Consider the following 11,363-nt stretch of genomic DNA (forward strand, 5'->3'; position numbering starts at 1 on the left):
CCGCGGCTGACGAGCGTTCTGAGTCTTCGGTCCGTCCCTGGCTCCGAGTGTGGCCGGCCGTCCCCGGGCGCAAGTCGGCTCCGCTGCGCTACGGCCCGCCTGCCCGCGAACTTCTCGGCTGCACTCGCTGCGCTCGTTGAGCCCGCCGAGAACTTCGCGACCAGGTGGGCATCCCGACTCGCTCGCGTTGCTCGCGCCCTGCGGGTGCGTCCTGGGACGGCTGTCGGCCAAACGCTTCGCTTGCAGGGACGGTCCGAAAAACGACGTGGGGGAGGGCATCATGGCCAGCCAGAGCATCAAGGTCACCGTGTACAGCAAGCCGGCGTGCGTGCAGTGCGACGCGACGTACCGCGCGCTCGACAAGAAGGGCATCGAGTACTCCGTGGTGGACATCAGCACCGACGACGATGCGCTCGAGCGTGTGCGCGCGCTCGGGTTCCTCCAGGCCCCGGTCGTCGTCGCCGGCGAAGAGTCGTGGGCCGGCTTCCGGCCCGACCGGATCACCGCCCTCGCAGCCCGCCAGGAGGCCTGAAATGACCGTCAAGCTCACCCGTGAGCGGGTCGTGGCGATCAACGCCGCCGCGTGGGAGTACTGGCGCTGGAACGCGAACCAGGCCGAGGACTGGACCCGGGGCTACCTCGCCCGGCGCGGTCTGCGCGGCCTGCAGGCCGGGTACGCGCCCGAGGGATGGGCCCGGCTCGTGGGACGCATGCGCGGCCGCGGGTACAGCCCCGACGAGCTCGTGGCGGCCGGCCTCGCGTTCCGCACCAAGGCTGGGGGAGTGGGGGACGTTTTCCGTGACCGCCTGGTCCTGCCCTACCGCGACGAGACTGGCGCGATCATCGGTTTCACCGCCCGACGCAGCCCCGCGGCCGACGACGTCGACGACGCCCCCGCGAAGTACCTGAACACCACGACGACGCTCGCGTTCGACAAGTCTCGGGACCTGTACGGGATCGACCCGGCCGCGGTCCGCCGCATCCAGGCCGGCGCGCGGGTCGTGGTCGTCGAAGGAGCCCTGGACGTCGAGGCCATCCGCCGCACCGGGTCACCCGTCGTGCCGCTGTCCGGTTGCGGCACCGCGCTCACCGCGACCCACCTCGAGCGCGTGCGCGCGATCCACGCCGACGCAGTCGCCCTAGCAGTGTTCGCGTTCGACGCCGACCCTGCCGGCCAGGCGGCCGCCGTGCGCGCATGGGACCTGCTCACCGATGACGAAGCCGGCACCGCCGGTGCCCTGGTCCTGCCCGACGGGACCGACCCCGCCCAGCTCATCCAGGACGGCCACGGCCAGGCCCTCGCCGAGCGCCTGGCCCAGCCCCAGAGCCTGGTGTCCGTCGTCGTCGACGTCGTCCTGGCTCGTCACGACCTGACGACCGTCGAGGGGCGTGTGAACGCCGTGCGGGCCGTAGCCGCGCTCGTCGCGCGCATCGCGGACTTGCCGCTGTCGCGCGTCGGGACGCAGCTGCACGCCCGCCTGGCCCCGCACACCGACCTCGGGGTGATCGCCGGCGAGCTCGCGATCGCCGCGGCCGCCGCGCGCGGCACCACCTGAGCCGGCATCTGGGCCCGGCTAGGTTGGCATGCGCCAGGACCGGGAGGAAGAGCATGCCGATCAGCGACGAGGAGCGCGCCCAGCGCGCCGACGATGCCCAGCGCATCCGACACAGCACCCAGCTCGAGGGCGGACGCACCAGCGACGCCGCCCGCGCGATCCAGGACAAGTACGTCCGCGGCGAGATCGACGCCGAGGAACTGATGCGACAGACGATCGCGCTCGACAGCGACCAGGACGGAGCCAGCCCTTGACCGAACGCCCCTGGGAGAGCGGCGACGAGCACGCCCGCTGGGACGGGTATCTACTCGCCGACGGGCGCACCCTGCGTAACCGCGTCGGCGCCACCACACCCGAGATGCTGCGCGAGCGCGAGGACCGGCGCGTCGAGGCCCGGGCGCTGACCCTGCGCGAGCACGGGCTGCCCGCGACATACGACCTCGCCGGGCTGCGAGCGATCCACCGGCACCTGTTCCAAGACGTGTACGACTGGGCCGGGGACGTGCGCACCGTGTCGATCCGCAAGAGCCGAGACGGCTGGTTCGCGCCGCTGGACCGGATCGACGACGCGATGGACGCCGTCGCGACCTACCTGCGCGACACCGACAACCTGCGCACCCTCGACCCGAGCGCCGTGCCGGGTGCGCTCGCCAGCGTCTACGACATCGTCAACCAGACCCACCCTTTCCGGGAGGGCAACGGGCGCGTCCAGCGCGAGTTCATCACCGCCCTGGCCCGCGAGTCCGGCCACCGCCTGGACTGGACCAAGGTGACGCTCGGCCGGCCCGGATACGAGTCCGAGAACGACCAGGCCTCCCGCCTGGCCCGCACGGGAGACCGCGGCCCGCTGCGCGCCATGTTCGCGCGCATCACCACCAAGGCCGGCGCGATCGACGACCACGTGAACGACGCCCTGCGCCTGGTCGCCGCCTCCCGACCGCCGTCCACCGCCCGGCCGTCCGCCACCGCGCCGGCCGTCGCGCGCGTCAACCGTCCCGCACCGGGAGCACCCGGCAGGGACTACGGGAGATGAACCCGCGCCGCGGCCTCGCCGTCCTGGCCGTCGCCGTCGTCGCCGCGTGCAGTTCGCCGCGGGCCGAGGCCACGGTCGAGGTCGGGGGAGAGGTGTTCGCCGTCGAGCTCGCGGACAGTGCCAACGAGCAGAAGGAAGGCCTGGCCGGCCGCGAGGAGATCCCTGCCGACACCGGGATGCTGTTCCAGTTCGGAGAACGCGCCGAGCACCAGATGTGGATGGCCGGCATGCAGGTCCCGATCGACGTCGCCTGGATCGACGATGACCGCGTGATTGGCGTTGCGACCCTCGACCCGTGCACCGAGGTCGACCAGACGACCTGCCCGCGGTCGACCGCACCGGGCCCAGCGACCGCGCTGCTCGAGGTACCGGCCGGAGCCCTGGCCGACGTAGCCGCCGGCGACGTGGTGACGCTGCGCGAGCCCTGATGAACCACGCGGTATAAGATGCCTAATGAATGGAGGTGGTGAGCATGTCGACCATCGATCAGCCCACCGTGGAGGAGCTGCGCCGGCTGCGCAGTCGGCGCTCGGTCACCGAGCTGTCCTACCAGCGGACGCTGCGCGCGCTCGCGACGACGATGACGCAGAGCGAGCTGGCCGCCGAGCTGCACGTGACGCAGTCCGCGGTGAGCCAGGCGCTCAAGACCGCCCGGGCCGTGGACGACGTCCGGCCCGGGTTCTCCGGCGCGAGCCCGTACGAGATCGCCCAGCGGTACGCCGCAGGGGAGCTGGACCGCGACCGCGCGCTGGAGGAGCTCGTGCGCTGGCCGTACGACCCGATCGCGCGCAGCGACGGGTACGACGCCCTGGTCGTCGACGCGCCCGGGACGCACACGCTTGAGGAGGTCGTGCGCGCCTACCGCGAGGGCCTGATCGACCAGGACATGTATGTCGCGGTGGGCCAGGCGCACCAGACGAACTAGGCTCCCAGGCCGTGACGACGGCCGCCGAAGTTGACCGCCATGCCCAGACTGTCCGGGCCCTGTCGGCACCAGGCGCGCCCCTGTCGCGCGAGAGCCCGCACGCCACCATCGCGAACCCGGCCTGGTTCTTCACCCCCGGGATGCCCACCCCGATGCGCGAGGAGCTGCACCAGAAGATCCTCGGCCGCTTCCGCGCCACGATGGAGAACGAGGTCGCGCACGACAAGCGGGCCATCGTGCTCGCCGGCCCGCCAGGCGCCGGCAAGTCGCGGATCCTGGACGAGCTGATCGGCGATCCCAGCAGCGAGAGCCGGCGCCGGTGGCTCGAGGTCGACCCCGACGAGATCAAGACCCAGCTCCTGGACGCGGCCGCGGCCGACGGGTCCTACGAGACGTTCATCAAGCCACCCGCCGTGCGCGAGCTCGAGGCCCAGGGGGAGCGGTTCTTCCCGCTCGACTTCGCCGCCCTCGTGCACGAGGAGTCCTCCGCGCTGGCCAAGGTCGTGCGCGAAGAAGCGATCCGCGCCGGAGCCAACGTCGTCATCGACTCCGTCCTGTCCAAGCCGGACGCCGCGGTCGAGCTCGGGCACCAGCTCGAGCGCGCCGGCTACCGCGTCGACGTCGTCGACGTCGAGGTGCCCTACGACGTCTCGGCCGCCAGGATCGCCCAACGCTGGCGCGAGGCCTACACGAAGGCGCTCGGCGGCGAACCCAAGTACCGCCACGGCGGCCGCTGGGTCCCCGAGGACTACGCACGCGGCGTGTACGCGGGGGAGGGGCTCCGCGCGATCTCCCAGGAGTCCGCCGAGCGCGTCGCCCACGAGTGCAGCAGCGTCACGAGCTTCCGCCGCTACTGGACACCCGCGAACGACCGGCCGCGCGTCATCGAGGTGGACCAGGTGCGCGGCCCGAACGCCGGCCTCGTAGACCGTAGCGCCGCCAACGCGGCCCGCAGCGCCCGGGCAAGCTTCCCGCCCCAACAGCGCCGGCCAGCGGCGCCTCAGCCGAAGCGCACAGGACCTGAGGTGGAGCGCTAGCGGGATGTCGCGATGGCGGCCAGGTCGCTCTACTCCTCGCCCTGCCCGTCGCCTCCGTCGGCACCAACGAGACTCTGCGCCGCGGCCGCCTTCTCGACCTGGGTGGCCGCAATGTCAGACCAGAAGATCTCGTCGGCGGAGTTGATGTCGAAGAGCTGCCGGGCATAGGAGTGCATCAGCGGCTTCTCGAAGCGGAAATACCCCGTGGCTGTCTTTCGCACTACCGCCCCGCGGTCTTCGCCTTGGAGCTCGCGCAGGTAGATGGTCAGGTTGCTCGACGGGTAGGCAGGGTGGTCCCTCTTGATGGCGGCAAGGATCTCAGCGTGCGTTCCCCCTCGCTCACCAAGTGTGGCGAGCGCCTTGACGATGATGGAATGATTGTTGTAGGTCACGGAACGCTTGACACGTAGCGCCTTCTCGAACGCATCCTTGATCGCGACCTGCCGCGTGCGGCTGTAGCTCGACTTGGCGACAGCCAGCACCTGCTTCGTGATCGACACCCGCTCTTGCTGTGGAGCCCTGACGCCGGATGCGTAGCAGCACTCGAAGGCGAGACCGTGCGTCACTCCGGCGAGCCCGACGGAGTGACGGATGATCTCCTGCTGGACCTCGGAGAAGTCGACGTTGAGCAGCGACGAGCCCTTGTCGAGCAGAGCTCCGAGCTCTTTGTCGGTCAGAGGCGGCAGCTCGATGTGCGCGAGCCGGTCTCGCAGGTTCGCGTCCGGGGTACCCCAGACTTCGACGGGAGTGTCCGCTGCGCCGAGGACGATCACTTGAGTCTTGGGATACGTAGGCCCGCTATCACTAAAAATCTTGAGCGCGTGTGACAGCGCGGCCTTGGTCTCGGCGCTGGTCTTGTGGAAATCCTCTATCACCCAGACCTTCTCGCGTTTTCCGAGATGCCCAACAAGATTCTCGGCGTCGACTGGCGCGCTGACAACGGGGGCGTACTCTTTCTCGCGCCCGACCTCCCATTGTCCTCCGGCCTCAAGGATTGAGGGGACACCCCCGGACACGTTGAGGCTTCGGTTGTCGGTGTTTGTGTGACTCGTGCTCGTCACCACGCCGAGCTGGTGGAAGGCGGACGTGAGGACCTTCGTGTAGTCGCTTCCAGCCTCGCAGCGGGTGACGATGAACTCGCGACCCATCTCCGTCAGAACGCGAACCGTCATCGAGGTCTTGCCCGCACCTGACTCGCCGTACACGACGGTCTGGGTGCCTGGAGTGCTCAGGGCTCGGCGAAGATCGGCTTCCTGAACCGGGCGCTCGACGTAGGACCCCTCCGCCGGGGTGCTCGGCGTGAAGACCTTTTCGAGTGCCACCTGTGCAGGCGAAGCAGTCGGAGCCGACGAGTCCGAAGCCGGAGCCCGCATGCGACTCCAGAGGTTCTCCCACCACTTCCACGCCACCCTGACCGCCTCCTTGTTCCGGGGAGAGCGTAGTCGTGCGATCGCTCGTCGAGCTGCGCGAGCAGTGCGAATCGCGTCCAGCACTGCTGACTGACTCGGCGAGAGCGGATACGTTCGGGCCATGGCGAGGATCGTTCGACCACTACGCGGCCGCCTCCAGGTCTGGCTACCGTTCCGGCAGAGCGGACGAGGGAACTTTGTCCTCCTGAAGCAGCTCTGCGGCGAGCGGACTCACCCGCAGTACAACCGCGACCTTCGGTGTTTCGAAGTGGCTCGCGATCATCTTCCCGTGCTCATCGAACGGCTGCCCGGCATGCTCGGCATGCCGGTCGAGTTGGTTCTGCACGGATCGACGCAAACCAAGTGCGCAGAGAAGTGCTGGACGGCGAAGCCAGAGACGTACTGGGACTGTGAGTGCTCCTGCGCTGGCCGTTTCCACGGCTCGGTGACAGGGCCCCCGAAGCAGTTCGGAACGGGCTTCGGGGTCGAGACGACCTACACGACCAACGTCATGATGCTGCATCCGTAGCGGTGCCAGCTTCGGGGCCGTCGTCAGGGCTCGTCGATGGCTCGCCCCCTTCGCCGTCGTCGTGTCCCCCGGGCGTGGGGGGATCGAACAGCGTGATCCGAGGTGCGTCACCCGCCATGAAGGGGTTGTGCCAGCGCGAGCGACCCGGCACGAAGGCGTCCGTGACGACCATCGTGCTCAGGCCCCGGTAGATCGCCAGCACAGTAGCCCGATCATGCAGCGCCTCGTCGGTGCTCCGTGATTGCCCCCGACGCGGCGCTCGGCGGCGTCGTCCGTGGAGCTTTTCCCCGACGGTTGCGGTCCACTCCTCACCGTCGTGCATGAACGTGATCGACTCGATGCGACGGTCAGGGGGCAACGGCGGGGAGTTGGCGAACTTCGCAAACTGGGCGTACAGCTCTTCCGGGGTTCCAGCGGGCCAGTCGGGCGGCTGGGGTACGAAAAACTGTGCCATGACGCCATCCTGTCAGGTCAGGCCCTGGTGGGGGAACGGTTGGGAAGCACTTGGGCGGGCGATCACCCGGACGCCGATAAGGGTCGTTACGTCTGGTTTGCGGGCTCGTCGCCGGCGGCGTGCTCGAGGATGGCGGTGAGTTCGTCGGCGCGGGGGAGTGCGGCTTGCTCGTCGGGGGGCAGGCTGTCGTAGGTGTAGTTGGCTACGGCGAGTGGTGCGGGTGCGCCGGCGAGGGCGTAGCGGACGATGGCTTCGTTGCGGCCGGCGACGAGGAGGATGCCGACGGTGTGGGCGTGGCGGTCGGGCTTGCGTAGGCGGTCGTCGACGAGGGCGACGTAGGTGCCGAGCTGGCCGACGTGTCCTGATTCGAACTGGCCGATCTTGAGCTCCACGACGACGTAGCGCAGCTGTTCGACGTGGAAGAGCAGTAGGTCGATGACGAGTTCGTCGCCTGCGACGGTGAAGCGGACCTGGCGGCCGACGAAGGCCATGCCGTGCCCGAACTCGAGCAGGGTGTCTTGGAGCTTGTCCATCAGGGCTTGTTCCATGTCGCGTTCGTTGACGCGTCCGGTCAGGCCGAGGTGGTCGAAGACGTAGGGGTCGCGCACGAGCTGTTGGGCGAGCTCGGAGTCCGCCGGGGTCAGGTGCGTGGTGAAGTTCGTTGGTGCGGCGCCGATGCGCTGGTGCAGGTGCGAGGCGATCTGGTTCTCGAGCACGGCGCGGGACCAGCCGTGCTCCGCGGCCTGGGCGGCGTACCAGTCGCGACGGGTTGGGTCGTCGAGGCGGGTGAGCAGAACGGTGACGTGGCCCCAGGGCAGTTGTGCAACAGCTTGTTGCACGAACGCGTCCTCGTCGGGCCAGGCCTGGGCGACTGCGCGCATGTAGAGCAGGTTGCGGCGCGACCAACCGCGCTGGTCGGGGAACTCCGCGCGCAGGTCGGCGGCGAGCTGGTCGACGACCTTTGCGCCCCATCCCGCGGCCTGCTGGCGGTCGAGGATGTCGCGCCCGATGGACCAGTACAGCCGCAGGAGCTCGGTGTTCGCGGCCCGGGCAGCGCGCACCTGGCTCGTGCGGACCCGGTCCTTGAGGCGCTCGAGCAGCTCGGCGTACCCGGCCGGCGTGACGTCGCTGGAGCTCACGGCATCATTCTCACAGAGCCCAAACTGCGGCGCGGGACCCTGGTGCGCGTGTGACCCGTCTGGCTACTGCCGAATCAAGGGCGATTGAGCCGAGCGGCACGGTCGTGGCACCAGGGACGCAGCCCGTCTCGCGGTTGGATCTTCACGGGGCTCCGCGGTTAGGTCGGGGGGCGACAGAGACTGGGGATGCACTTTGCGTCTCAGTCGTTGGTGCTCGCTTGTCCTGGCAGGGTCAGCCTTTCCGGCTTCAGGAGACCTTGGTGCCAGGTGGTGAGGGTCGCGACAGTCTCGGCGAGGACGATGGTCACATCTTCAAGGTTCTCGAGGTGATGCCGGGACCAGCGCTCTCTCTCGACACGCTCCATGCGACCGCTTATCTCGTCCAGCCGGTCAAGGAGCCAAAGGCAGACTCGGGGATGGGCCTTCAGCTCGGTCGCAGAGAAGTCGGTGACCGCATCGACGAGGGCGAGGAGCTCCTCGTTCGCGTGGCGGAAGCGTGCGAGGCCGAGCCGATTGCGCAGTGCTGTGGCGGCGCGCACGATCGCCGCGACGCCGTTGGCGGTTCTCAGCTCTCGTGCGTCGCGCCGCTCAACACGGCGTGTGTGAGCCACCAGGAGGACTGGTCCCCATACGCCGACCAAGGCGGCCCCTACGCCGCCGCAGAGCGCTACCCAGACTGCTTCCGTCACGATGGGTGAAAGTAGCGACCGCCACCGACATGGTGGGGACCGCGTGCGCCCTCGGGCGCGCCGCCGTTGCCCACAGAGATGCGAACGCATATGGTGAAAACGGTGGGTGCTTGCTGCCTGCCCTGAGGAGACCAGAGGATCAGGCCTTCGGAGTTCTTGTGCGACTACGCGCTGATCCAGGCTCCATAGGCGACCTCGTACGGCGTGTCGCACCGTTGCTGGCCGATCTTCACATGTAATGTCACTCTCAGTGGGGAGACCTGTGCCCCGGAATAGGAAGCCCCGAGACAGCCTCGGGGCTTTTCTGTTGCTATCGCAGGGCAACCGGCGCGCCGCCCCCGGAACACTCGGGCAGTTATCGTGACAGTGTCACACTTGAGGGGTGGCACTTCTGCGTGTGTATGAACTCGCGCGAGAGCTCGGCGTCGGCGCCGACCAGGTCCTGGCCGAGGCGCGGAAACTTGGCCCGTCGCCTCGATCGGCGACGGCCACCCTCGAGCCCAACATTGTTCGGCAGGTGCGCGACGTGCTTGAGACAGCAACGACTCGCCCTCCGCTGGATCGCCATGTCCTGAACCCCTTCGCGGCTCCTCCTGGTGCTCGACCACGACCCAAGTCGTTGAGATCGCCAGCCGACTACGACGACCTGTGGCCTCCAGAATCTCCACACGACGAGGAACTCACCGCGCAACAAGCTGCCTACGAGCTGGGCGTGTCGGCAGCCGCCGTCCGCCAGTGGGTCCATCGCGGATACCTCAAGGCTGTAGGAACGCGTGGCCGGGCGCACGTGTACACACGAGGCGACCTGTCACAGGCGCAGCGCGAGGCGGAGAGGCGGACGCGGCGAACCCCCGGGCCTTTCCTCGTTCGACCCTCGCTGATGCGAGGACCGGTCTCGACCGCCGAGGCGGCGGACCTCGCCGGAGTTCTGCCCTCGACCATTCGAGCGTGGGTTCACCGGGGATTGCTCCGCCCACTGGAGGCCCGCGGGCGGGCGCACCGCTTCGACCCGCTGCACGTCCTTCGTGTGGCGCGCCGCCACTATCGCCGACGAAGCGCCTGACCGCAGCAGTCTCAGACTTGACTCCAACGCCCGGCCTCAGCGCCGGGCGTTGTCGTGTCCCGACGATGCGACTGACGCGATTCCCGCAAGGGTCGAGCGAGCCGCGCCCGGGGCTTCGGCGCCCCCGAACTCCGCAGCGACCACGCTGCGGCCCACGCCCAGCCCTCAGCTGGGTGCCCACCAGAGAAAGGTTGCGCCATGGACGTCATCTCCGCGCCCGCGGTGATCCTGTCTGCGGCTACCGCTCTGCTTCACGCGGCCACGCTCTTCGTGACCCGCCTGTTGCCCCTGGTCTCGGACCGCGCGAACGAGCGCGCCGTCCGGCTCGCCAAGGCGCAGCGACCGCAGAGCAAGTAGCGAAACGCACCTTGACTGATGGGTAGGGAGAAGTCTGCCCAAAATCAGGCCGATAACGTACCTTATGTCATATTTGCCCGTTTGGTGGTGCGGAAAGAGCTCCAGAGATGCGCTGACCACCTGGCAAGCGTCAGCTCGTCGGAGGGTGTCGACTGTGTGGCCACTAGTCACCGGTCACCCGCCGCCGAGGGCGAGGATGAGGCCGTAACGACCCCTCGGACCTAACCAACTGCGTGCAGGAACACTGCATCGCACCGTGTCCCGCGCCCCGCCGCAGGAGCTTTCATCGCGCTCTGACATCGCCAGCGTGAGCGGATGAGACGGACAAGCGGTGCCCGGTCGCACTACGCTCCGAGAGTGGCACCCGATCTGTCTTCGGTTCATATCACGGTGAACTCGACGCTCGTTGTCGAGGATGGCCGGCCTGGTCCGACGGCGTGGCATGTGTCAGTAGCCGCGCATCCCAAGTTGTCCGTCGACGACGCTGACGACGAGGACGAGGGCGAGGGCGATGAGCCACCTCAGCTGTTGTGGATGGATGGCTGGACCTTCGCACTGGGGACCGGGATCGATCTCGCGGACCGCATGGACGAGATCAGCAGCGACGCCGAGGTCTTCGCGCCGTTGGTCGATGGTGACGAACTCACCGAACGACTGACAGACGAACTGGACATCACGCCGTTCGGCAACAGGCTCGTACTGATCAACCACGTCCACCTGCTGAAGGAGCTGCGCAACCAGGGTGGTATCGGGCGCTACCTTGCGGGCCTCGCCGTCCGTCAGCTGGACTCCGACGCCGGTCTCGTTGCCCTGCACGCCGCGCCGTTTGAGCTGAGGGATCAGTACGGCCTGGACGTGCCGCACGCTGTCTGGGAAGCAGGAGCCGAAGCACTGGGCCGCCTGTGGGAGTCGATCGGCTTTCGACGCTTCGATGGGCACCTGTACGTGCTCGATCCGGCGATGATCACCCTCGACGAGGCAACGGACAGCCTCGCCCGTGGACTTCGGGACGTCTGGACCCAGAGCCTTTAACAGGTACTCCACGTCGGTTCGCGTTACGTCCGAATTGAAGTCCCGCCCGCGCCAATCCGCGACCGCACCGACGCGAGCGTCGGGACGGGGACGGTCGTCTCCACATCAACCACGGCGAACCCGGGCCCGCGCGCCGCGTC

Annotated in this window: 15 protein-coding genes; 10 read left to right on the forward strand and 5 right to left on the reverse strand. The window is 68.6% G+C overall.

The window, feature by feature from the left end:
• Nucleotides 1–295: 295 nt before the first annotated feature.
• Genes nrdH through AC3WT4_RS17215 form a run of 7 tightly spaced genes read left to right on the forward strand, consistent with a single transcriptional unit; the run spans nucleotide 296 to nucleotide 4,551 of the window.
• Entirely contained in the window at nucleotides 296–532 is a 237-nt protein-coding gene (nrdH, locus tag AC3WT4_RS17185) for a glutaredoxin-like protein NrdH (protein ID WP_459257020.1), read from the forward strand.
• A gap of 1 nt (nucleotide 533) precedes the next feature.
• Complete coding sequence (locus AC3WT4_RS17190; protein ID WP_492316016.1) at nucleotides 534–1,556, forward strand: toprim domain-containing protein; 1,023 nt, start codon at nucleotides 534–536, stop codon at nucleotides 1,554–1,556.
• A 53-nt stretch (nucleotides 1,557–1,609) separates the two neighbouring features.
• Nucleotides 1,610–1,810, forward strand: a complete 201-nt coding sequence (locus tag AC3WT4_RS17195; RefSeq protein WP_024841890.1) for an antitoxin VbhA family protein — start codon at nucleotides 1,610–1,612, stop codon at nucleotides 1,808–1,810.
• Nucleotides 1,807–2,589: a Fic/DOC family protein gene (locus AC3WT4_RS17200; protein WP_492316017.1), complete on the forward strand. Its 783-nt coding sequence runs from the start codon at nucleotides 1,807–1,809 to the stop codon at nucleotides 2,587–2,589. Before AC3WT4_RS17195 ends, AC3WT4_RS17200 begins: the two co-directional genes overlap by 4 nt.
• Nucleotides 2,586–3,017 carry a DUF192 domain-containing protein gene (locus AC3WT4_RS17205; protein WP_492316018.1) on the forward strand — a complete coding sequence of 144 codons (432 nt, stop codon included), beginning with the start codon at nucleotides 2,586–2,588 and terminating at the stop codon, nucleotides 3,015–3,017. The genes AC3WT4_RS17200 and AC3WT4_RS17205 overlap by 4 nt, the downstream gene beginning before the upstream one ends.
• 44 nt (nucleotides 3,018–3,061) lie before the next feature.
• Complete coding sequence (locus tag AC3WT4_RS17210; RefSeq protein WP_237841217.1) at nucleotides 3,062–3,514, forward strand: LysR family transcriptional regulator; 453 nt, start codon at nucleotides 3,062–3,064, stop codon at nucleotides 3,512–3,514.
• 11 nt (nucleotides 3,515–3,525) lie between these two features.
• A complete protein-coding gene (locus AC3WT4_RS17215; RefSeq protein ID WP_492316019.1) occupies nucleotides 3,526–4,551 on the forward strand; it encodes a zeta toxin family protein in 1,026 nt (341 codons plus the stop codon).
• Nucleotides 4,552–4,580: 29 nt separating this feature from the next.
• On the opposite strand, the gene AC3WT4_RS17220 is transcribed toward AC3WT4_RS17215, so the two are convergent.
• From AC3WT4_RS17220 to AC3WT4_RS17240, 5 genes are all read right to left on the reverse strand, one after another.
• Complete coding sequence (locus AC3WT4_RS17220; RefSeq protein WP_492316020.1) at nucleotides 4,581–5,873, reverse strand: hypothetical protein; 1,293 nt, start codon at nucleotides 5,871–5,873, stop codon at nucleotides 4,581–4,583.
• Nucleotides 5,874–6,126: 253 nt separating this feature from the next.
• Nucleotides 6,127–6,306: a hypothetical protein gene (locus AC3WT4_RS17225; protein ID WP_492316021.1), complete on the reverse strand. Its 180-nt coding sequence runs from the start codon at nucleotides 6,304–6,306 to the stop codon at nucleotides 6,127–6,129.
• A 163-nt stretch (nucleotides 6,307–6,469) separates the two neighbouring features.
• Nucleotides 6,470–6,943: a hypothetical protein gene (locus tag AC3WT4_RS17230; RefSeq protein ID WP_492316022.1), complete on the reverse strand. Its 474-nt coding sequence runs from the start codon at nucleotides 6,941–6,943 to the stop codon at nucleotides 6,470–6,472.
• Between the two features lie 86 nt (nucleotides 6,944–7,029).
• The gene (locus AC3WT4_RS17235; RefSeq protein WP_492316023.1) at nucleotides 7,030–8,082 is read right to left on the reverse strand and encodes a PDDEXK nuclease domain-containing protein; all 1,053 of its coding nucleotides are present in this window, start codon (nucleotides 8,080–8,082) and stop codon (nucleotides 7,030–7,032) included.
• 200 nt (nucleotides 8,083–8,282) lie between these two features.
• Nucleotides 8,283–8,771 (reverse strand): hypothetical protein, encoded by a 489-nt coding sequence (locus tag AC3WT4_RS17240; protein WP_492316024.1) that lies wholly within the window; start codon nucleotides 8,769–8,771, stop codon nucleotides 8,283–8,285.
• A gap of 397 nt (nucleotides 8,772–9,168) precedes the next feature.
• On the opposite strand from AC3WT4_RS17240, the gene AC3WT4_RS17245 reads away from it, so the two are divergent.
• From AC3WT4_RS17245 to AC3WT4_RS17255, 3 genes are all read left to right on the forward strand, one after another.
• On the forward strand, nucleotides 9,169–9,834 hold the full coding sequence (locus tag AC3WT4_RS17245; RefSeq protein ID WP_492316078.1) for a helix-turn-helix domain-containing protein: 666 nt from the start codon (nucleotides 9,169–9,171) through the stop codon (nucleotides 9,832–9,834).
• A gap of 198 nt (nucleotides 9,835–10,032) precedes the next feature.
• Nucleotides 10,033–10,191, forward strand: a complete 159-nt coding sequence (locus tag AC3WT4_RS17250) for a hypothetical protein (RefSeq protein WP_492316025.1) — start codon at nucleotides 10,033–10,035, stop codon at nucleotides 10,189–10,191.
• Between the two features lie 357 nt (nucleotides 10,192–10,548).
• On the forward strand, nucleotides 10,549–11,223 hold the full coding sequence (locus AC3WT4_RS17255; protein ID WP_492316026.1) for a hypothetical protein: 675 nt from the start codon (nucleotides 10,549–10,551) through the stop codon (nucleotides 11,221–11,223).
• The last annotated feature ends 140 nt before the right edge of the window (nucleotides 11,224–11,363 follow it).

The sequence above is a fragment of the Cellulosimicrobium sp. EB106-03-01-XG111 genome (genome assembly GCF_058792115.1).

Excerpts from the sequence above, each read along its gene's own strand:
- AC3WT4_RS17190 (WP_492316016.1), top strand. The coding sequence starts at position 534 with ATGACCGTCAAGCTCACCCGTGAGCGGGTCGTGGCGATCAACGCCGCC.
- AC3WT4_RS17195 (WP_024841890.1), top strand. The coding sequence starts at position 1,610 with ATGCCGATCAGCGACGAGGAGCGCGCCCAGCGCGCCGACGATGCCCAG.
- AC3WT4_RS17205 (WP_492316018.1), top strand. The coding sequence starts at position 2,586 with ATGAACCCGCGCCGCGGCCTCGCCGTCCTGGCCGTCGCCGTCGTCGCC.
- AC3WT4_RS17210 (WP_237841217.1), top strand. The coding sequence starts at position 3,062 with ATGTCGACCATCGATCAGCCCACCGTGGAGGAGCTGCGCCGGCTGCGC.
- AC3WT4_RS17230 (WP_492316022.1), bottom strand. The coding sequence starts at position 6,943 with ATGGCACAGTTTTTCGTACCCCAGCCGCCCGACTGGCCCGCTGGAACC.
- AC3WT4_RS17250 (WP_492316025.1), top strand. The coding sequence starts at position 10,033 with ATGGACGTCATCTCCGCGCCCGCGGTGATCCTGTCTGCGGCTACCGCT.